Source organism: Treponema bryantii (genome assembly GCF_900113965.1).
Lineage (GTDB): Bacteria > Spirochaetota > Spirochaetia > Treponematales > Treponemataceae > Treponema_D > Treponema_D bryantii_A.
The window spans coordinates 349,293-371,004 of the sequence record NZ_FORI01000002.1 but is presented as its reverse complement, the minus strand read 5'-3'; the positions used below and the strand labels follow the sequence as shown (position 1 = coordinate 371,004).

The following is a 21,712-nucleotide window of genomic DNA, read 5'->3' as shown; positions in this document are numbered from 1 at the left end:
AAAATTATAAAAAAATGTGGTCGAGAAGTCATACAATCGGTAAAATAGAGTTATTGTTTTGAGGAAGAATATGCGGATAGTTTTTTACAGTACGAACTCTAATGTTTTTGATGATAAGACTTTTAAGATTACTGTGATGCCTTCGAATACTCAGGTCTTTCAGGAGTTCTGTGCTGCGCATCCGGAAGATGAGTTCTTCTGTGTTACTCAAAAGCCGGGAATGTTTTTGCCTGAAGATTCTGTAGGTTCTCAGGAAATTGAAACTGGCGCGGCTCTCAAAAATATCCGTTACCTTCCGCTCGAAACTGATACAGATACTTTTACAGAAACTGTTCTTTCCTATAAGCCCGACCTTGCTATTGCAATGACTTTCTGGATTGAGCCTTATGACTGGCTTCCTGTAAGCGATGCAATCATTGGTGAAAAACTGCGGGAGGCCGGAGTGCGAACAATCTGTCACAGCGTACAGACAGCCCTTATCTGTTTTGATAAATGGCGGACCCATAATGAACTGGCGCGGCTGGGCTTTAATGTGCCGGCAGGAGTTTTCTGTGATCACGATTTATATTTTTGCGCCGGAAGCAATAAAGAAGTTTTGCGGAATGTTTATAAGGAAAGCGTAATTGCGCAAATCAAAAATCTTCATCTGCCTCTGATAATTAAAGACACAACCGGTTTGAGCTCGTATGGAATGACTGTTGTTCACACTTACGGTGAAGCTGCCGGATATCTTAATTCCAAGCGCAATAATTCTAACAGACTCATTGAAGAGTTTATTACGGGCCGTCAGTTTGGTCTTGAGATTTACGGAACTCCTGGAAACTATACTGTGCTCCCTCCGTTTGAGTTCAGCGTAAATCAATATGGAATTACAAGTCCAAAACAGAGCATAAAGCTTGGCCCTTGCGAGCTTCCTGTGGCTTTGTATGAAATGATGTTGAAGCTGGCAGAGGGACTTGGGCTTTGCGGTGCGGCTCAGGTTGATTTGATTTTAGATGATAACGGACACTGGCACATAATTGAGATTAACCCAAGACTCAGCGGAATGAGTTATACCTATTCGTGTATGCTCGGCATGAGTGTTTTTGAGATAATGTATAATATGGTGATTGATCAAAAAAATACGGTGGTTGATCAAAAAAATACGGTGATTGAGCCTGTCGAAATCACCGCAGATATCAACAAGTTTGTAATGAGTCTGAAGCTCCCCCTGATGTCTGAAAATCAGATGAAAAAAATTCTTCAGATTCCCGGTGTTTGTCTTCTAAATCAAACTAATGACCTTGCCGCAAAACAGGAACGCGAAAAAGGCTTTTGCGAGTGTATAATAGTTGCCGAGGAAAAATCGGTTTTACATAATGCAGTCGCCAGGTTCGAAGAGCTTTTTCCCGGCGACGCAATTATTCTCCAGGCAAAAAAGATCATTGAAGAGAAAGACTTTACCGTTAGTGAAGTCTAATGCAAATTAACGCAAAGCCTTTCTGTCTACTTCAAAAAGCCCGTGCCGGTTGCAGTAAGCATAAAGCTTACGAACACGGTTGATTTTGAAGCGGGCCTCAGCATTACCTTCCGGATAAAGCTTTACAAGCTGAACTCCATTATCTAAAATTGCCGCTATAAAAGAAATATAATGTTCCTTTGTCATGGGGTGATTCATAGTTACAAAATATTCATCTTCTACTGTTTCGATTTTCAGAGAATGGTCCTCGTCTGAACCGAACGCTTCTGCCTCCAGTGGCGGCAGAGTAATTCCACAGCAGGAGATTAGAGCTTCTCCTGTGGTCTGAATCACATTTCCGCAAACCGGGCAGACATAAAACTTTCCCTTTGCCATATTGCAGGCTTTATTCAGATTTGTAATATCCTCGCCCGAAAGAAGTTCAATCACAGAAACATCCAGTGCCTTTCCCAGAGCCTCCAGTAAGCCGATATCCGGAAAGCCCTTCCCTGTTTCCCATTTACTCACGGCCTTGCTGGTTACAAAAATCTTCTGGGCAAGTTCTTCCTGAGTCATCTTTTTGTTTTCACGGAGCTTTTTGATAACTGCTCCTGTTACATAGTTGTCCATTTTCAAATCTCCTTGTAAAGCCCAACCGGCTAAGAGCTTCTTTTATGATTTGAGAATATCATAGCCGATTTCAGAAAACAACCTACGCTTCGTGGAATTGAAAAAATCAGATAGATAAAAAAACAGACTTGACGTAATTTATGTTTTTTTGTATTTTCACGTTATGATGTTCAATTTTGTGACTCCAGATACACGTTCTCTTACCACAACCACCACAAATGATGATGGCAAGATTAGCGTATGCCTGGGGTACAAAGTGCGATAGTACGATAGATTGAACAATTTTTAATCTGGATAATCGGCCACTTGCCTTCGGGTAAGTGGCCTTTTTTGTTTGCAGGGCCCGCAACAAAAATCCAAAAGGAGGATTTATGGATTTGCACGATTACAAAGACGTAGCTGAGAACTACGACAGATATCTTGAAGTTATGTACAGGGACTTTGATGCTCATGAAGGCTTTCAGGATTTTTATCTTGAGCTTGCAAAAAAGTATGGCAAAGATGGCGTGATTGATGTGGCTTGTGGAACCGGCGCGGTTTTGCTTTACCTTGCTGAGCATGGTGTAATTGCTGACGGCACTGACCTGTCTGAAGAAATGTGTCGTGTCTGTTCAGAAAAAGCTGCGGAAAAAAATCTGAACTTGAGAATTTTTCCTGGTAATATGACTGATTTTGATGCACTCAGAAAATACTCTCTTGTAATTATTGCAAGAAGCGGTTTTATGCCCTTGCCAGACCAGAAGTCTCAGATTGCAGCTTTGAAAAATCTTGGGCGACATCTGGTACCTGGCGGTATTCTGACACTTAATACTTTTGACCCATGGCCGGCCGTGCAGGCTCAGCAGATGAATACAAAAGCAGATGACTACACTTTCCGTTTGGAATATGTGAACAGCGAAGGTTACCGTGAAAAAATCTATAATTCAATTTCCTATAATCCCTGGACACAGATTATGAGCGGAAGCTGGAAATTCGAAACTTATGATGATGAAGGAAAGGTGATTGGTGAAAGAATCCGCCCTCTTACAATGCGTCAAACTTACCGCTGGGAAGTCTTCCTGCTTGCTGAGCTTTGCGGCTTTGAAGTCCTAGACATTTACCGGGGCTACAAGGGTGACAAGGAAGATTTGAATGACCCGATGAGTGCCGCGAAGTATCAGAGCAATCTGATCTGGATTTTGCGAAAGCGAGGATAAAAATGATTAGACAAATAGAAAAAAAAGAATTACCAATCTGCCTGGATTTTATCCATCTGTGCTTTTCAACAGTTGCAGAAAAGTTTGGTAAGGAATGGTATTTTAAGAATGAATTCGAGTTTAAGGGCACTGTAAAATATGAGCATCTGCCCTTCACCGTTGGATTCGCAGAATGTTATGTAGGAGAATAATATGGACGAAATTATCAGACAAATCAAAGACCAGACAGAAATCAATTTTATAAATATCCGTGACCAGATTGAGGTTGCAGAACTTGAGGCTGTATTTGATGGAGTAAATGGTTCCAGATACATTTTTCATAATCTTCATTCAATGGACAGATTTTTTATAAATCCTGTTTCTTATGTTTATGAAGGAGAAAAGCTTTTTGGTATTCCAGAAAATCTTAGTGTAATTTCTACCGCCCGCGAAGGTTATGTGGAAGATACTTCAATTGTGATTTCTCGTGAAAAACTGCTTGCATATTTTGAATATGTGAAAAGTAAAATCGAAAAATATTTTGACCAGCTTACAGGCGATCAGCTTCTTCAAAGACCGGAAGGCTGCGAGTATACAAGACTTGAATTGATTCTTGGCCAGTTCCGCCATCAGATGTGGCATGTGGGACTTTCATCTGCAATCACCTTTGAAGGAAAGAAAATCTGGAATGAGTTTACTGGACTTAGTGGTCTTCGTAAATTGATTAAAATGAAAGAGAAATAAAAAGGACAGATTATGGAAAAAAATAAAATCGTATTACCGGACTATAAAAACTGTATCGCAAATTTACCTAACTCTATTTTGAAAAAGTTTGGTGTTCCTACAGTTGGAGATTCTCTGCCTCTTCTGGATAAGTATCTGGAAAAGGATTACAAAAACATTGTCGTAATTCTTCTTGATGGCATGGGTAAAGTAATTCTTGAAAGACACTTAAAAGCAGATGGCCCTTTCAGAAATCATCTTGCCGGCATTTACAGCTCAACTTTCTGTTCTACCACAGTAGCTGCTACTACCTCTGTTATGTCCGGGCTTCAACCGTGTGAGCATGCCTGGCTTGGCTGGGATTGTTATTATCCTCAGATTAATGACAACGTAACTGTTTTTCTGAATAAGATTCAGAATACAGAGATTCCAGCTGCAGACTACAATGTTGCCTGGACTTTAACTCCGTATGAAAATGTAACTGATAAAATCAAAAAGGCCGGAAAAGAAGCCCATCTTGTAGCTCCATTTCTTGATGCTACGAAAAACAGTTTTGAAAAGATTTGTGAACAGAGTAAAAATATCTGTTGCAATAAGAACGAAGATGGCGCAGAAAGCCCAAGATACATTTATGCCTACTGGAATCAGCCGGATGGACTTCTTCATGATTATGGCTGTGGTTCAATCGAGGCTCATGAATGTATGATAGATCTGGAACAGCAGGTTGCAAAGTTGGCCAGTGAACTGGAAGATACTCTTGTTGTTGTAACTGCAGATCACGGTCATATAGATACAGAATATGTTTATATTCAGGATTATCCGGAGCTATTTGATTGTCTTGTACGTAAGCCTTCTCTTGAGCCCCGTGTATTAAATCTTTTTATCAAAGACGGAAAGAAAGAATTTTTTGAAAAAGAATTTGAACGTCTGTTTGGTGACAAGTTTATTTTGATGCCAAAAGAAGAATTGATTGAGAGAAAACTTATGGGAACAGGAACTCCTCACGAATTATTCAGTTCAATGCTAGGAGATTATATTGCAATTGCCATAAGTAATCTTTCAATTTATTGCGGCAAACAAAAGTTTGTGTCGCTGCACGCAAGTCTCACACCAGATGAAATGCTGATTCCGCTGATTGTGTTTCCGTAATTTACAGATGGGACTTTGACAGCAGAATTACATTTCAACAGTCTGAACTAAGGCAGAAATTGAGCGGTCTGAAAAGTCGCCGGTTTCTGCCATTTTTTTGATTTGCTCAGGTTCGTATTTTGATTCAGGATAAACAACAACTACAGCCTTGTCTCCGTTCTGAAGGAAGTTTGATTCTCCCCAGGCTGTATAGCGTGTTGCACCGATTGAAACCATAATCTGCTGTGGGTGGCCTGCGGCTACAAGATAGCTGTGAATGTCTTCTGCAGGACCTTCGTTGAGCTGATGATTGAATTTGTCCAGCATCCAGGCTGTGAGCTTTTTATAGATGTAGCTATAGTCGCGGACTGCGGAGTTTTCGCCGTAGTCATAAACTACGCCATTACGGATGAGGAAGCTTGCGATTCTGTAGGCGTCGAGAAGGCAGCCTGATTCAAATCCGTCAGCTGCTATCTGATTTTCTGAAAAGCCTTTTGTACAGCTTCCCCAGTTTTTCTTCTCACTGATTTTTTTTGCTCCCTGTTTACGAATCGAACAGTCGTTAGAAGCACCAAAGCTTACTGGCTTGAGTTCTGTAAGAGTGTCGCCCTTCCAGGTTGCATCAAAGATAATTGCACATTCCGGCTCAATCTGAAGCTTTTCTTCGCCTTTTGGGAAAATAATGCGTTTTGAATCAAATGGGAAGATTGTAAGAAAATCCGGAATTACTGAAGCGTCTGAGTTCGAATTTGGCTGTTTTAACGGCAAAAATGTCGGAAAAATGGCCTTTGGAGCGTTTTGCTCGAGCGTCTTAACGTTTTTAAAGTCAGCAGCTTCCCCGGCCTGCTCAAGGTGTCCTGTGAAATTTCCAGCCACACCGAAGCATGGAATATTGGTTGTGTCGTAGAAGTTCATATTAGCGGCCCTTTAATTTCTTAATAACTTTCTTATGCCAGAACGCGCGGAGTTTTTCTGCGGCGCTGTAGCAGCGGTAAACTGGTTTGAGTGGTACATCCCAGCTTCCTGTGCGGTGGATGTTTTTGCCACCGAAGTTGGCTTTGAACATGTAGAGGCCGTGCATCGGGTGATTTTCATCTTTACCCTCTGGCGGCATTCCGTACATGTCGTAGTATTTGCTGCCGTAGGCTTTTGCGTCCTTCATGGCAGTCCATTGCAAAAGATGATTTGGCATGAGGTTGCGTTTGCTGTTGCTGCTTGCGCCGTAAAGGTAGATTGCTTCGTCGTGGCTAAAAAGTGTCATGATGGAAGCAATTTCCTCACCTTCGTGTTCTGCGATGTAGAGGCTGATTACAGGAACGTCGCGGCCCTTGCTGATTTCTTCTGCAGAAGATTTTATCAGATCAAGATAATAAGCCTTTGCGTGGCTTGCATTGCCGTCACGGGCATTTGTAATCTTTGTCAATTCATAAAACTTGTCTAATTTTTCAGACAAGTTAATATCATTTCCTAAGTAACGGTGAATTGTTACGCCCTTTCTTTCGCTCAGGCGGATGTTGTAGCGCCACTTAGAATGCATTTTTTCGAGGATTTCTTCTTCTGTACCTGTGAGGTCTACAAGTGTGCTGTCCGGAGGCTGAATGTCTACCGAGTTCTTTTTGAGCTTGATGCGGTCTGCATATGCTACGGTTTTCATTCCGTAATTGAAAAGATCCCGGTCTTCCGGTGTACTGAAAATAACATCAGGGTCAAAGCGGATAGCGATTGTATTCTTAGGAAGCTCCGGTTTAAGGGCTGCAGCGAGTTCACTTAGTAAGTGAACGAACTCAATTGTCTGAGTTTCCGGAGTTATGATTTCCTGAGAAATAACTCCGGTGGTTGAGTAGTCCGAAGGACGTATCGAAACCACATTTTCATCAGATTCAAACGCCTTATTAATCACCTCTTCCGGTGTACATTCATAAGGCAGTTTTGGAAAAAGCGGAATATAAGCAATTGAGAAGGCGCCTTTCGCGAAGCTGCGGTTGAGGACGGCGAGTTCGGTTTTTACTATGCCGGTAGTTTCGATACGTTCGCTTCGCGAACACTCAACCACCGTATTTTCTTCTGCATTCAAGGGCGGCAGTGTATATTCAACTTTAAACCGTCTGTAGGTCCAGCCGTGTCTTGCCTTGAAGTTGCACCAGAAAGGAGTTTGTAAAAAAGTTCCGTCGTTTTCGTGGGCGGAACTTTCGATTGGTTTTATTGTAATGTCGAACATTCTATTTCCTAATCGATGGAACGAAGCATGGGATATTCAATAACTGCTTCTTAAAATCCATTGTTTCAATTCGTTTTTTGATTACGGCAACTTTTGCTTCATCCATGCCTGAAGTTTTGCCTTCAGCTACTGCACGCAAATCAGCATAAGTAAAGCCGAGGTTGTCTTCATCAGTTTTTCCAGACATTCCGTCTGAAGGAGCCTTGTGGCAGAGTTCTTCAGGAAGCCCGAGAGAAAGTCCGAGCTCCACTACTTCATCAACATAAAGATTTGCAAGAGCCGCAAAGTCTCCAGCCCCATCACCCCACAAAGTGAAATACCCTGCAAGGCGTTCGCTTAAGTTACCGTTATTTGAAACACGGGCATTTCCTTCCATTGCGGCAATTCCGTAAAGAGTTGCCATGCGGAGGCGTGCCGGTGTGTTTGTTCTATACTGAGCCGGTACTTCATCTGCTCCAAGAGAATCTTTGATTGAGCGTGTAAGTCCGTTATATGCATCAGCAATGTTTACAGTGTAGTTTTTAATTCCGAGGAAAGCACAGAGTTTTTTAGAATCTTCAATATCAGACTGAACACCGTTTGGCATCATAACACCAATAACACGGTCTTTACCAAGAGCGGCACAACAGAGGGCGGAAACAGTAGAAGAATCCTTACCGCCTGAAATACCGATTACTGCTTTTGTCTGTGGGTTGCCGTTTTTTTCAAAATAGTTGCGGACCCATTCTATTGCTTCATCTTTTAAACTCATGATTTCCTTCCTTGAACATTATTGTCATGTTCGGGCTTGACCCGGGCATCTGTACAACACTGTGTTTTGCAGATTGCCTGATCAAGTCAGGCAATGACATATATTTAATTAGCCGATTTCACTGTTTACAGCGTTTACTGTTTTAATTTCTTTTCCATCAGCAAGCAGTTTCTTTCCGGCAATCTGAACTACGCCATCTTTTGCTGCAATCTGAACTGCAAAGAACTCATCGCCTGTAATCTGCTCTTTCTTTGCAGCATTTACATCAGCGCCCTCAAGAACAACCTTAGTTCCAGGAGCTGCCCAGCTGGCATCAAGAACTTCTACGCAGTCCTTGCCATCAGCATCTTTGTAATCACCAGCCAAAAGCATACCGCGGCTTTCAACACCACGCATTGTACGAGGAGCAAGGTTTGCGGCGATAATTACATGCTTACCAAGAAGGTCGCTCTCTTTGAGGTACATGCGAAGGCCCGACTGAATAGTACGAGGAGTTCCGCTTCCATCATCAAGAGTTTCAATATAAAGTTTTTCTCCTTCAGGATTAGGCTTTACATCAACAATCTTTGCAACAGTCAATTCGATATTTTTGTTGAAGAAATCAGCCTGCTGGTCTAATGGAAGTACAAGAGGTTCCATCTTCTTCTTATCAGCTTTCTTTTCTTTTTTGCCCTCGCCCTTTGCGGCATCCTTATTCTGCTTACCGCCGAACTTCTCGCGGAAGGCAAGCATAGTCTTCTGATCCATTGGCTTAAAGTAAACTTCAGTTGGACCAACGGTGCTCAAACCTTCAGTCACTCCCAAATCAGCCCATGTATAACCAGGCTTTGTTTCCATTCCAACCTTGCTTTCCTGAATAGACTTACCGAAGTAGCTCATAATCTTCTGAGTATACTGAGGCATATAAGGATTCATCATAATCATCAAATCCTTAATTACATAACAGAGGTTGTGGATAAGGCTTTCAGCCACAGCAGGGTTTTCTGTACGAGCCTTCCAAGGCTCAGTTGCCTGGAACTTCTTATTACAGATATCAGAAATCTCAAACATAGTGTGGAAAGCGTCTTTCAAATCAGCCCACTCAAGACTTTCAGTAGCCTTAGCCTCAAGCTCGCGAACCTGCTTCCAGAGCTCTTCATCTACAGGAGCGTCTGGAATCTTTCCATCATAATATTTAGTAACAAACAGCAGAGTGCGGTTTACAAGGTTACCAAGGTTACCAATCAACTCGCCGTTGAGTTTTTCCATAAAGTCTTTCCAGGTAAACTGGTAGTCCTGCTTTTCAGGGCGGTTATAGAAAATGTAGAAACGCCATGCATCAGCAGGGATTCCGCTCTCAATAGCGTCGCTTCCAAATACACCAATTCCAAGACTCTTAGAGAACTTACCATCCTCATAATTAAGGAACTCTGTAGAAGACATGTGGTGAAGCTTAGTCCAGTCGTGAGGAGATCCGAGCATTGTACAAGGGAATACAACAGTGTGGAAAGGAATATTGTCCTTACCGATAAACTGGAACAAATCAACCTTTTCCTTACCCTTAGCCTCTTCGCTCTCACTTGGCAGCCACCAGCTCTTCCAGTCAAAGCTCTGCTTACCAGCCTTTACAAGTTCATCAGCCAGCTGCTTTGTGATAGAAAGATATCCGATTGGCGCATTGAACCAAACGTAGAAAACCTTGTTTTCATAACCAGCTTTTGGAACCGGAATACCCCACTTAAGGTCGCGGGTAATAGCGCGTTCCTGAAGACCGTCGCGGATCCATGCCTTAGTCATATTGATAGCATTGTCAGACCAGCGTCCTTCTACACTAGCCTTATCCATCCATGCGTTGAGTTTGTCACTCATAGCAGGAAGGTCAATGTAAAGATGTTTTGTTTCTCGAACCTCAGGAGTTGAACCACAAGTGTGGCAGCGAGGCTCTTTAAGTTCGATAGGATCAAGCAGCGAACCACATTTATCACACTGGTCACCGCGAGCCTTTTCATAACCGCACTTAGGACAAGTTCCGTCAACATAGCGGTCAGCAAGGAACATATTACAGTGAGGACAGAAAAGCTGCTTGTTTACATGCTCGTGAATCAGACCGGCCTTGTCCAGATCATTAAAAAGAGCCTGTGTAATTTCAGTACACTGCTCGTTCGAAGTGCGTCCGAATTTATCAAAATTGATGTGGAACCATTCATAGATTTTTGTGTGCTCGCCATAGTAGTGATCACACAGCGCGCGAGGTTCAGTCTTCTCCTCAAGCGCCTTAGTTTCAGTTGCAGTACCGTATTCATCAACACCGCAAATGTAAAGAGTATCATACCCGCGGTTACGGCAGAATCGTGCAAAAACATCTCCCGAAAGAGACTGAATGATATTTCCCAGATGTGGAATATTATTTACGTATGGTAAAGCTGCTGTGATAAGTCGTCTGTTCATTTTACTTCCTGAATTCACCGGTGGTTGAGTGCCCTCAAAATCCTCGGTTGCTGAGCGAAGTCGAAGCACGAAACCACTTGTTTAATTTGAAAATTGATTAAAACATTATATAGAATAAAGAAGTAAAATTCAATTATAAGGGGAAAGCCTTCCCCTCGCTCGCACTTCGTTGCTTGCTACCCCTTCTCCTAGGGGGCTCCGCCCCCTAAAACCCCCGGTAAATTATCCGACTTATTATTTTAGTTTATATAATCTACCCTTATTCTCACCGAAACCAACAATAAGACCTTCTGTTTCAAGTTTAGTGAAAATCTTTCGAACGCCAGCAGATGAAAGACCTGTAATTTCTCGAGCTTTTAGATTGTTGATAGATTCATTATCTTTAAGATAATTTAGAATTATATCGCTACTTTTTTGCTTTATCGCTACTTTATCGCTACTTTTTTGTGAATTTATCGCTACTTTTTCATTGTATCTGATATGACAGTATCTGTTCTTAAGCTCATTATGCTCTCCCATCAACAGATTTCGGAAGAATCGTTCAAGAAACTCTGGATTTTCCTGTATTCCCTTCTGCAGATTGTTGTAATTTGCACGTACCAAAGCATTTCTAAAATACCAGGAATTTTCAGCAAAGATATCATTATTTACATTAAATCCAAGCGAGCGAAGATATTTGATTGTAAATACAGCCGTTGTTCTTGTGTTTCCTTCTCCAAAAGCGTGAATCTGCCAGAGACGAGAAACAAAGAAGGTAATATGTTTTACAATTTCTTCTATACTCAAATTCTTGTAATTAAAGTTTCTTTCCTGCTCAAAGTCATAATCCAGTGCCATCTTTAATTCAAATGCTGCACCATACATAACAGTATCGCCATCTAAAACCCATTCACGCTTTGAAATATCGTAATCTCTGAGCTTTCCTGCAAACTTAAAGATTCCTTCAAACAATCTTCCATGTATTGCAATTAAATGAGAAGGAGAAAAATTGAATGATTTTTCACTTATTATTTGTGCAATTCGGGAAGCAACTTTATCAGCCTCTTCCGTCCGTTCTTCGGAAGTATCGAGTCGTTCTGTTTTAGATTCATAATAAGTATCTATAAGCGATTTTGCTTCATCAAAGGTGATTTCACCTTCAATATTTCGTTTTGCAGTATCAAAAAGATATTTTGATGGAGTAAGCCCATCCACCTGCTGTAAACCTATAGCCGTTGTCCATGCATAGGTTTTATCTTTCTTAGCAGGTTCTGTATTGCGAATATATTTTTCAAAATCTAATTCATATGGATTCTTCTCAGCCATCTATGTAATTATACTGTATTAAATATAAAAAATCATCAATGATATATCTGGGGTTTGCTGATGAGGTTATATTTAAGAGGATGAGGGGGAAGTCTCCCCCTCGCTCGCACTTCGTTGCTCGCTACCCCTTCTAACGGGGGACACCCCCGTAACGCCCCCAGATAGTTTGCTCACAGCGCATCATATTGAACAAAAGCAAATAAAGCCGCAGATTCTGCAAGTCCGATTAACACGGAATAAAATATGCCGCTTATATTCTGCATTATTCCTTTTTCAAATAATCAATTACATAATCCAGAATAACATCCCGGGTTTCGTATTCTGTGTAAAGCGAATGCACAAGCTCTTTTGTTAATGGAATTTGAACATCCAGCGGCAGTGTACATTCTCGGCTATCATCTGTGTCTATGTAGCGGCGGCCGTCCAGCTCGTAAAGCCAGTTTACCGGATAATTAATCCAGCAGATTCCATCTGAAAGAAAAGAGATTCCACCCGTTTCCTGGCAGGAACAGTTACTCGGCATAAGTCCCATAACTGTTACATTCGGGCACTGAGATAAAACTTTTACAAGTGAATCCCCTGCACTCATGCAATACATATCAACAAGAAGAATAACTTCAATATCGCTGAAGCGGCCGTCAGCCTCAACTAACACTGTGTGAATCATCTGGGGCTTTCCAAAAAGTTCGGTGCCTCGCCTTGCCATTTCAAAAGGCTCCTTTGTAAAAAGACTGGCGGTTTCAACTCCTTCTGCCCAGTAGCCTCCCTGATTACTTCTGGCATCTATAATCAGCTTTTTCATACCTTCTGCTTTACGCGCATCAAGTTCCTTTATAAGATGGCGGCGGACTTGTGGATTATGATTTGTAAAATACGAAAGCACATCAAAAAACTCACCAAACTGTTCGTTATAACGAACCATGTAGGCAGTATCCTCATTAATCATAACTGTATGAAGATTTTTCAAATCCGGGAATTTTTTATAGCTGTGCCAGGTTATAGGAACAAAGGCCTTTTCCATTCTGTAAGCACCGGTCCCTTTTGCAGTCAGTTCAACCACAACCTCTTTTCCATTTTCATCAATAAAGCCTGCAAGAGCTGCCGGCCTCTGGGAATCTTCTGTAATATCTGCAATTTGCATAAGCTCTTCTACAATTCCGTATTGGCCGGGCTTTCCGTCTGACCGCTGGCCTTTGGTAGCAAGCATGACAGGCTTATAAATTTCTTCTGAAGCTTTTACCGGAAAATTTTCCCTGCCATAAATAAACTCTACAGAATCAATTGCTTTATTTATTTCAACTCCATTCCAGCTGGTCATTACTGTCCACTCACGAATTCCCTTCTGATAAGCCGAGCCTTCTTCATCTACAAAGACTGCAACGACACTTCTATCAGAAAGACGAATCATGCTCATACCATAATCATGTCCGCCAAGCATACAAACTGAAGGCTCCCAGACATCCCATTGAGAAACATAGGGAGAGACATGACCGTCATAAAAATAATAAGCATAGGCCTGGATAGCAGCTGCCAAAAGCTTTGGATTTTTTGTATCCTGGGCCTTTTGAATTACAGGCAGAAACTTTTCCCTCAGAGCCGGAATATCAATTTTTTTCCAGTCTTTAAGAGAATAATATTTTTCCATATCTTTAGTTGTTGAAATAAATGATTTAACATAGTTCTGTCTTGTATGATTTCTCATTGCAGAATCCCAGACCAGAGGCTTGTAGATAGTGTAAAGTCCACAAAGAATACAGAAGGTCATTATAAGAGGATGCAGGATTTTATTAATGCGTGGCCAGAGTGAAGTTAATGCCGGCAATGCAAGCACTAGAGAAGCTATATAAAGCCATAAATAATAATATCTGGTACTCCAGAAATTTCCCTTAATTCTGAAAAAGGCAAAATGAAAAAGCGCAAGAGCAAGGGGGATAAAGCAAAGAAGCCGCCAGAGTTTGAGGCTCTTACCAGCTCGAAGAAGCTTTTTATAAAACTTACGCAGGAAAACCGCAAAACAAATCAGAAAAATTGAAAAAATCCATATGACGGGATTGTTGGAAAAGACTCTGTTCAAGAGCAGCAAAAAAACATTTTTCATTTTTATATTATAACACAATAATGTATCAAAAAAAATATTCATAAAAAACTTGACATATATATCACACTGCGATATATTGTATCTAGCTTCGTTATAGCGAAGTACGATATATCGAGATACAATATGCAGGAGTTGAGATGGATGCAAAAATAAAACGTGTTTATGTTCCAATGACAGAAACCGGCTTTTACATTTTGTTTTGCCTTCAGGAAGAAATGCATGGATACAATATAACTCAAAAGGTAAAACAGATGACCGAAGGCCAGGTAGAAATTGGACCAGGCACAATGTATGGAACTTTGGGAAAAATGGAAAAGGATGGTTTGATTGAGTTTGTTCGCGAAGAAGAAAAACGCAAGCTTTACAAAATCACACCAGTTGGAAAAGAAATATTGCAGCTCGAAATTGAGCGTATCAAAAGACTTTATAGAAATATTGGAGGATGTTAATCATGAAAAACACAAAAACACTTTTTAGATTTTATACACTTTTTGAATATGAAGAGGAAGAAGCTTTTCTTGAAAAACAGCACAAGGAAGGCTGGAAGGTTGTAAGCTTTAAGCTACCTGGTTTATACAAGTTTGAAAAATGTGAACCGGAAGATATGGTTTATAGAATTGATTTTACAAATGAAAACGGTTCAAAGAATACAGAATATCAGCAGATGTTTGCAGACAATGGCTGGGACTTCCTCTGGTCAGTAAACGGCTTTTCAATTTTCAGAAAGCCGCTTGCTGCAAATACTAACGATAACAGCAACGAGATTTTTTCAGATAATTCTTCAAGGCTTCAGATGCTTCAGAAAATTCAGCAGCGCAGACTTCTGCCTCTTGTTACAATTTTCTTGTGTGCTGTTGTTCCAAACTTTATAAAAGGCATTAATGGTGATTTTGGTTCATCCATCTTTGATAATATATTTACAGTTTTCTTTGGATTAATGTTCGTTCTTTATACTTATGTGTTTATAAAGAGTTTAAGCAAAATCAAAAAGCTTAAAGAAAAACTTCAGTAAATTGAAATAAGTCATTGCGAGGAAGGTTTGCTACGTATGAAAAAAAGAAGTGAGCTTGCAATTGAGTTTCTAAAAAAAGAATTATCAAAAGAACTTTCATCACTTGAAAAAAGTTATATCCATTTTAAGCAGATTTACGAATACTTTCAGTCTGAAGGTGAAAAATACGGCAATGTCGATGTAAAAAAACTGTTAACTCTTGATGAATCTAAAAGCAAATATATTTTTATCAGACTTTACGATCCTGTCTATAAATCAAATCTTCCCGCTGAGCTTTTGAAAAAAGGCCAATACATTACCAATTTAACTCAGATTCCCGCTGCTCATGCGGCAATCGGTTTTGACCTAACCGACAATTTTTACGGTCTCACAATTGGCGGTGACTATGATTTTAAAATTGAACAGTGCAGCACACCTGAAAACTGTCCTTACATGTCCACCTGCGATGCTGAAAAATCTTATCACTATACCTATGCAATTAAAGTAAATGAAAATGAGTATGAAGCGGCAAAACAACTTGTTCAACGATATTACGATTCAAGAGAAGTAAAGTATGCTGTGTTCCATAACTTTCCGGTTGCTCTTTATTGTATCCGCAAAAAAATCAATCTGCCTGAATTACCAAAACTCCCCTTGCCTGCTGCTTACCGCGAATTCTATACAAATCTGAAAAAGACTTTACGTGCAGTAAAACAGCAGAAAGAAAAAGATCGTTTTGTATGCTCTACCTTCTGCTGCTATATTTTGATTTCAAGTGTACCGCGTATTGCTCTTTATTTTTGTGAGAGAAATCTTAATTATGATTACATCACACCAAGCGAGCTTTCAATGCTGCCCGGAATGAAACTTTTGTTTTCCGGTAACTGGCTTGATTTTAAAAAGGATGCCGAAAAATTTGCAAGAGAAAATAAAGAGTTTGCAAGCTATCTGTTGTGAACAGTTCAGGCTTTAATACCGCCGGTAGAAACTCCGCTGACAATATATTTTCTTGTGATGATAAAAAGAATAATCATTGGAAGAACAACTACTGTTGAAGCGGCCATAAGATATTCTGAATAGCTTGCGGCTTCTGTGGTGAAAACCTGGAGTCCATAAGGCAGAGTGCGCGACTTTGCATCAGATGTAACGTAGAGGGGCCACATAAAGCTATTCCAAGAAGACAAAGCGTTAAGCAATATAATTGTAAAAAGTGATGGCTTTGCAATCGGAACCATAATGCGCCAGAGATACATCCAGTTTGAAGCACCGTCTATTCTTGCTGAATAATAAAGACTGTCTGAAATTGTGTCAAAAAAGTTTTTGAGAATGTATGTATAAAAGATGCTTGCGATAAACGGCATTACGAGGGCCGGTATTGTATTATACAATTTGATTTTTACAATGGTTGTATAGTTTGTGATAATCAGCATTTCAAAAGGAATCATCATAAGGCTGAGCAGAATTGAAAAGATAAGGCTGCGGCCCGGGAACTTGAGTTTTGAAAATGCGAAGGCTGCAAGAATTGTTGTGGTGGTTGTTGTAAGAACAGAAAGCACCATTACAATTACTGAGTTTACAAAATATTTACCAAACGGAGCCATTGAAAAAGCTTCGCGGTAATTTACAAAAGAAAAACTTGCCGGAAAGAATTTTGGCGGGAACATAATTGCTTCGGCGTGAGTTTTAAATGATGTGAGAATCATCCAGATGAATGGGAATAACATTATAAGTGAGCCGAGGATTAAGAAAAAGTAAACGGGGATTTTCTTCAATGCAATTTTCATTTCAAGCCCTTCCTTCCCATTCTTTTTTTGAGATGGAGCTCAAGCAATGTTACTACAAAAATACAGAGGAAAAGAATAACGGCTGCAGCAGCTGCATAACCATACTTTCTCTTTTCCATCATCGCATATCTGATGTAATAAACCACGGTATACAGATTGTAATAAGGTCCCGGTTTTCCATAGAACAATGGATAAAGCTCACTGAAAACCTTAAAGCAGCTGATAGTATTTACAATGCACACAAGGAAGATTGTCGGAGACAAAAGAGGAACCGTAATCTTAAAGAAAATCCTCATTGGCTTTGCTCCGTCTACGCGCGCAACTGTATAATACATTTCGTTGATGTTCTGCATACCAGAAAGCAGAATGATAATTGTAAATGGAAGAATATTCCAGATTCCAAATATGATAAGGGCAAGCAGCGACCACTTTGATTCAGTCACCCACCCGATTTTTTCGATTCCGAATTTTGAAAGTACCCAGTTAATAATTCCGTACTGCTGGTTATACATAAGACGCCAGATAAGGCCCACGGCAGTTACAGAAGTTACCATTGGAAGGAAGAAGGCTGTCTGGAAAACTGCACTTCCCCGCACTTTTTTATTTAAGAGATTTGCAAAGAAAAGTGATATTGCTGTACTAATTGGAACAACAAACAAAACATAGAGCGCTGTGTTCTTTAAGCCTGAAATAAATTTGTCATCAGTTAAAACATATTTATAATTTTCAAAATTTAAGGCTTTAAAAGTTCCTCGCAGATAGCTGTAATTTTCCTTAAAGGAAATTGTAAATACATTGATTACAGGATAAAGAGTAAAGATGATTATGAAAATCAGGAACGGAGCAAGATAGAGCCATGGCTCAATTTTATTAAAACGGTTATGGCGTTCAGGTGAATACTTCACTAAAGTCTCCTTCCCTGATAATCAAAATAAAAGACACCTTTTTGTTTAAGGCTTACTTTTATTTTTGAACCGGTTGTAAGGCTTTCATCTTCAAGATTCAAAACAGCGCGAACTGTATTTCCAAGGTATGAAAGAGTTACAATCTGATCTTTTCCCATTTCACTGATTGAAAGGATTTCTGCTTCTGTACCATTGTCATCAAGGTAGAAGCTTTCCGGACGGATTGCTGTAATTTTCTGATCCTGTACAAGTTTATTTGCCGGAGGGTTACCTAAGAACTCTGCAACAAATAAACTGTTTGGATTTCTGTATAATTCCTGACACAAACCGCTTTGAATTAAAAGGCCGTCCTTCATCAAAAGAATGCTATCTGAAATTGACATTGCTTCTTCCTGATCGTGAGTTACAAAGATTGTAGTAACTCCGGTTTCCTTCTGGATGCGGCGGATTTCTTCGCGCATTTCAAGGCGGAGTCTTGCGTCAAGATTTGAAAGTGGTTCGTCCATCAAAAGTAACTTTGGATTTTTTACCATGGCACGGGCAATCGCAACTCTCTGCTGCTGACCGCCACTGAGCTCTGATGGGTAACGGCGCAAAAGAGTATCAACATGAACAAGTTTTGCAATTGCGTCTACTCTAGCCTTTCGCTCTTCTTTGTTTACCTTCAAGACTTCAAGCGGGAACGAAATGTTTTCGCTTACTGTCATATGAGGATAAAGCGCATAGTTCTGGAAAACCATGCCGATGTTTCGCTGGTCTGGCGGAAGAGCTGTAACATCCTTATCATCAAAAAAGATTTTACCTTCAGTTACAGGAACAATTCCGCAGAGCATATTAAGCAGAGTTGATTTACCGCAGCCCGAAGGACCAAGAAGACAAATCAGATGGCCGTCTTCAAGTTCTGCGGAAAAATCTTTAACAGCGAGTGTTGTGCCGTATTTTTTTGTTACGTTTTCAAGACGAACTTTCATTATTTTATACCGTATTTTTCTAACGTATTATCTACCGTTAAGAGCGTCGTTACACTGCTTTTCGATTGCAGCTACGGCTTCTTTTGCAGTCATCTTTCCATCAACTACATAGTTGAGGTACTCTTCAAGAATCTTACGAACAGCAGCAGAACCTGTTACGTTAGGGAATGATCCAGATACAGCCATGTTAGCCTGAACGTAAGGAAGAGCTGAAGATGCAGGAAGATTCTTAAGATAATTTACATATTCTGGAACATCAGCTGAAGTTCCGTAAGGACAAAGTGCAGAGTTTGCAATTGCCCACTTAGCAGCGTTTTCACGGTTCAAGAAGAACTTAACGAATTCGTAAGCACCTTCATCAACTGCGTCATTTCTGTGAAGGAAGATTGGTCCACGGTTCCATGCTGTATAGAAATCACCTGCAATCCACTTAGCCATTCCAAGCTCACCCTTTCCTTCTACCATCTGAATGTACTGATCATTTACACAAGAACCAGAGAATGAAGCGATATCTCCGTTAGCGAGGTCTTCTGAAGAATAGCGTCCGATTGTGTTGAATGAGAAGTAACCTTTCTTACAGTTGTCTGCATACCACTGATAGATTTCTTCAAGCTTTGGACCACAGAAAGTTACGCGCTTGTTAGCAACGTCAATGTAACCGAGACCGTTGTGCATAATAAGTTCCTGAATATTGTCTACAAGACCATCTGAGTGGAAGCCAGGGATTCCTTTCTTTTCTTTGATTGTCTTAGAAACTGCAACAAGTTCATCCCAGTTTGTAGGAGGATTCAAGCCAAGCTCTTCGAAGATTGTCTTGTTATAGAAAAGAACAGGACCTGTTGTACAACCAGGAAGATAGTAAATTCCACCATCTTCAAAGCCAAGTACGTCAGTCTTCATTGCCTCTGGAAGTGAGTCAATGATGTTCTGCATTGTCTTGTCGCCCTTCTTGTTGTCTTTCTTAATATATTTGCGGATATCAATTGCAAGACCTTCGTTAGCATAGTCTACAGCTGTTGTACCATAGTTGAAGATGATGCTAGGACCAATTCCGTTTGCTACTGCATTGTAAACAGTATCTGTAAAGCCTGCATAATCCTGGTTCTTTACTTCTACAACATATTTTGTCTGTGAAGCGTTGAAACGATCTGCTGCATCGTTGAGGGCAGCTGCTTGTTTACCATTGTAAGTGTGCCAAATTTCAACAGTTACTTTTTTGTCTTTAGCCTTTTTACCTGCACCAAAAACAAGTCCGGTAACCATTACCATTGAAACTAAGATTGTTGTGATTTTTTTCATGAGATACTCCTGAGTCCGCCAGTTAGCGGTGATTGTTTTATCGCGTTGCCGTCGTGAGGCAAGGAAAGTGATGTGGAGTTCATCACTGCGGGTTGTATTTTTTTAGGATAATATCATTTTTTTAGATCTTTTGCTATATACAACGATAAATATAACAAAAAAAGTTTTATATAAAATTAAAACAGAAATTTATTTGTAATTTCATAAGAGTTTTCAATATATTATAGATATGAAAATCAATACTATTAAACATATTGGCGCTCTTTCTGCGCTGTTTTTAATTTTTCTTTCAATTACAGGCTGTGCTTCTAATGCACAAAAAACAAGTCCTACAGGGCTTAAAGTTCAGATGCGTACAGACGTTGTAGCTGTTACTGGCGGCGATGTTCGTGGAATCTTTAATAAAGATGGAACTGTAGAAATATATGCCGGTATTCCTTTTGCCGCTCCTCCTGTTGGAGAACTTCGCTGGAAAGAACCACAGGATGTAATTCCATGGAACGGAGTTCTTGAAGCAGACCACTTTGCTCCAATGGCAATGCAGAATCAAAGCGGCTGGCTCTACAATTCTCTTATGAATCTTTATACCCATGCTAAGAATGACCGAACTTACGGAGCTCCAGTAAGTGAAGACTGTCTTTATCTGAATGTGTGGAAGCCTTCTGGAAAAGCACCTGAAGGCGGATGGCCTGTTCTGGTTTATGTACACGGTGGTTCTCTTATGACCGGTTCAAGCTGGTATTCAAAATATGATGGAGAGAATCTGGCACGCAATGGAATTATTGTAGTAAATATTGCATACCGCACAGGCGTGTTCGGCTACTTTGCAGACCGTGAACTTGCTGCCGAGTCTGAACATGGAACAACCGGAAACTATGGTTTACTTGATCAGATAAAAGCTCTTGAATGGGTTCATAATAATATTACAGCCTTTGAAGGAGATGCAGGTAATGTTACAATTGCCGGAGAATCTGCAGGTTCTTCTTCTGTTAATGCTTTGTGCGCTACCCCGCTTACAAAAGGATTTTTCCGCCGTGCAATTGGTGAAAGCTCTTCTGTAGTTCAAAAGACTCCGCCTCATACTTTCCGCACAATCGATGCAGCCCTCAAAATGGGTGATGATATTAAAAAGGAATTTAAGTGCAACTCTATTGAAGAACTGAGAGCTATTCCAGCATCAAAGCTTATCAAAACAAAGTACGCAAATAATTCGATGACTGTTGATGGATATGCTTTGCCGGAAACTCCTTACGAGATTTATCAGAAAGGCTTGAATCATGAAGAAGCCCTTTTGAACGGATTTAATAAGCGTGAAGGCTTTGGCTTTGCTTTCTTTACAAAAGTAAATAAAAAGAATATCGCTGCCCTTCTTAAGCCAAGCATGAAGGACAATACTTCTGCCTTCCTTGAAAAATTCGGAACAAACAATAATAAGCAGCTTAAGGAATTGTATAATGATGTTTTCTCTGTAGTTTGCTTTACATATCCTCATGACGATTGGACTAAAACTGTTGTTGCTCAGGGACGCCCTGTTTATGAATATTACTTCTCCCGTGAAAATGGTGAAATTGGAACAAACCATTCTGGTGAGCTGATTTATGCATACAGAAATGTTCCGAGAACTAAGAACTATACAGCGCGGGACTATGAGCTTGAAGAAATCATGAGTTCTTACTGGCTGAATTTTGTGAAGTATGGAAATCCTAATGGAAAGGATACAAAGGGAAATGATTTACCTGAGTGGAAAACATCAGCAGAAAGTAATGGACTATTGATGGAATTTGGTGATACCTGCGGAATGGTAGAAGATCCGTTTGGGTATATTTATGAATATTTAGTGGAATAACAGAAATGGTCGGCAAGCATAGC

Annotated in this window: 20 protein-coding genes; 9 read left to right on the top strand and 11 right to left on the bottom strand. The window is 40.3% G+C overall.

Annotated features, from left to right (window positions below; all coding sequences use genetic code 11):
* Window positions 1-70 precede the first annotated feature (70 nt).
* The gene (locus tag BM161_RS04355; RefSeq protein WP_074930714.1) at window positions 71-1,459 is read left to right on the top strand and encodes an ATP-grasp domain-containing protein; all 1,389 of its coding nucleotides are present in this window, start codon (window positions 71-73) and stop codon (window positions 1,457-1,459) included.
* Window positions 1,460-1,465: 6 nt separating this feature from the next.
* Here the strand turns inward: BM161_RS04355 and BM161_RS04350 are convergent, their stop codons facing one another.
* Window positions 1,466-2,068, bottom strand: coding sequence for a helix-turn-helix domain-containing protein (locus BM161_RS04350; protein WP_074930713.1), 603 nt, complete (start codon window positions 2,066-2,068; stop codon window positions 1,466-1,468).
* A 371-nt stretch (window positions 2,069-2,439) separates the two neighbouring features.
* On the opposite strand from BM161_RS04350, the gene BM161_RS04345 reads away from it, so the two are divergent.
* From BM161_RS04345 to BM161_RS04330, 4 genes are read left to right on the top strand one after another with little or no spacing between them, the layout of a single operon-like run.
* Window positions 2,440-3,264: a class I SAM-dependent methyltransferase gene (locus BM161_RS04345; RefSeq protein ID WP_074930712.1), complete on the top strand. Its 825-nt coding sequence runs from the start codon at window positions 2,440-2,442 to the stop codon at window positions 3,262-3,264.
* 2 nt (window positions 3,265-3,266) lie between these two features.
* On the top strand, window positions 3,267-3,455 hold the full coding sequence (locus tag BM161_RS04340) for a hypothetical protein (RefSeq protein ID WP_074930711.1): 189 nt from the start codon (window positions 3,267-3,269) through the stop codon (window positions 3,453-3,455).
* A 1-nt stretch (window position 3,456) separates the two neighbouring features.
* Window positions 3,457-3,987, top strand: coding sequence for a hypothetical protein (locus BM161_RS04335; protein ID WP_074930710.1), 531 nt, complete (start codon window positions 3,457-3,459; stop codon window positions 3,985-3,987).
* 12 nt (window positions 3,988-3,999) lie between these two features.
* Window positions 4,000-5,115: an alkaline phosphatase family protein gene (locus BM161_RS04330; RefSeq protein WP_074930709.1), complete on the top strand. Its 1,116-nt coding sequence runs from the start codon at window positions 4,000-4,002 to the stop codon at window positions 5,113-5,115.
* 27 nt (window positions 5,116-5,142) lie between these two features.
* On the opposite strand, the gene BM161_RS04325 is transcribed toward BM161_RS04330, so the two are convergent.
* The 6 genes from BM161_RS04325 to BM161_RS04300 form a co-directional block, all read right to left on the bottom strand.
* Window positions 5,143-6,009, bottom strand: coding sequence for a DUF5718 family protein (locus BM161_RS04325; RefSeq protein WP_074930708.1), 867 nt, complete (start codon window positions 6,007-6,009; stop codon window positions 5,143-5,145).
* Between the two features lies 1 nt (window position 6,010).
* Window positions 6,011-7,312: a lipid II:glycine glycyltransferase FemX gene (locus tag BM161_RS04320; RefSeq protein ID WP_074930707.1), complete on the bottom strand. Its 1,302-nt coding sequence runs from the start codon at window positions 7,310-7,312 to the stop codon at window positions 6,011-6,013.
* A 1-nt stretch (window position 7,313) separates the two neighbouring features.
* On the bottom strand, window positions 7,314-8,063 hold the full coding sequence (gene nadE, locus BM161_RS04315; RefSeq protein WP_074930706.1) for an NAD(+) synthase: 750 nt from the start codon (window positions 8,061-8,063) through the stop codon (window positions 7,314-7,316).
* 108 nt (window positions 8,064-8,171) lie between these two features.
* The gene (gene metG, locus BM161_RS04310; protein ID WP_074930705.1) at window positions 8,172-10,490 is read right to left on the bottom strand and encodes a methionine--tRNA ligase; all 2,319 of its coding nucleotides are present in this window, start codon (window positions 10,488-10,490) and stop codon (window positions 8,172-8,174) included.
* Between the two features lie 234 nt (window positions 10,491-10,724).
* The gene (locus tag BM161_RS04305; protein WP_074930704.1) at window positions 10,725-11,795 is read right to left on the bottom strand and encodes a Fic family protein; all 1,071 of its coding nucleotides are present in this window, start codon (window positions 11,793-11,795) and stop codon (window positions 10,725-10,727) included.
* 262 nt (window positions 11,796-12,057) lie between these two features.
* Window positions 12,058-13,893 (bottom strand): S41 family peptidase, encoded by a 1,836-nt coding sequence (locus BM161_RS04300; protein WP_177206203.1) that lies wholly within the window; start codon window positions 13,891-13,893, stop codon window positions 12,058-12,060.
* A gap of 137 nt (window positions 13,894-14,030) precedes the next feature.
* Between BM161_RS04300 and BM161_RS04295 the strand changes: the two genes are divergently transcribed.
* The 3 genes from BM161_RS04295 to BM161_RS04285 are packed head-to-tail and all read left to right on the top strand — an operon-like array spanning window position 14,031 to window position 15,841.
* A complete protein-coding gene (locus BM161_RS04295) occupies window positions 14,031-14,342 on the top strand; it encodes a PadR family transcriptional regulator (protein WP_074930702.1) in 312 nt (103 codons plus the stop codon).
* Between the two features lie 2 nt (window positions 14,343-14,344).
* Window positions 14,345-14,905: a DUF2812 domain-containing protein gene (locus BM161_RS04290; protein ID WP_074930701.1), complete on the top strand. Its 561-nt coding sequence runs from the start codon at window positions 14,345-14,347 to the stop codon at window positions 14,903-14,905.
* A 36-nt stretch (window positions 14,906-14,941) separates the two neighbouring features.
* Window positions 14,942-15,841: a hypothetical protein gene (locus BM161_RS04285; protein WP_074930700.1), complete on the top strand. Its 900-nt coding sequence runs from the start codon at window positions 14,942-14,944 to the stop codon at window positions 15,839-15,841.
* Window positions 15,842-15,846: 5 nt separating this feature from the next.
* Here the strand turns inward: BM161_RS04285 and BM161_RS04280 are convergent, their stop codons facing one another.
* The 4 genes from BM161_RS04280 to BM161_RS04265 are packed head-to-tail and all read right to left on the bottom strand — an operon-like array spanning window position 15,847 to window position 19,843.
* Complete coding sequence (locus BM161_RS04280; RefSeq protein ID WP_074930699.1) at window positions 15,847-16,668, bottom strand: carbohydrate ABC transporter permease; 822 nt, start codon at window positions 16,666-16,668, stop codon at window positions 15,847-15,849.
* Complete coding sequence (locus tag BM161_RS04275; RefSeq protein ID WP_074930698.1) at window positions 16,665-17,573, bottom strand: carbohydrate ABC transporter permease; 909 nt, start codon at window positions 17,571-17,573, stop codon at window positions 16,665-16,667. The genes BM161_RS04280 and BM161_RS04275 overlap by 4 nt, the downstream gene beginning before the upstream one ends.
* A complete protein-coding gene (locus BM161_RS04270; RefSeq protein ID WP_074930697.1) occupies window positions 17,573-18,544 on the bottom strand; it encodes an ABC transporter ATP-binding protein in 972 nt (323 codons plus the stop codon). Before BM161_RS04270 ends, BM161_RS04275 begins: the two co-directional genes overlap by 1 nt.
* A 27-nt stretch (window positions 18,545-18,571) precedes the next feature.
* Entirely contained in the window at window positions 18,572-19,843 is a 1,272-nt protein-coding gene (locus BM161_RS04265; RefSeq protein WP_074930696.1) for an extracellular solute-binding protein, read from the bottom strand.
* A 229-nt stretch (window positions 19,844-20,072) separates the two neighbouring features.
* Here BM161_RS04265 and BM161_RS04260 point away from each other — a divergent pair, with 229 nt between their 5' ends.
* A complete protein-coding gene (locus BM161_RS04260) occupies window positions 20,073-21,689 on the top strand; it encodes a carboxylesterase/lipase family protein (protein ID WP_074930695.1) in 1,617 nt (538 codons plus the stop codon).
* Window positions 21,690-21,712: the final 23 nt, after the last annotated feature.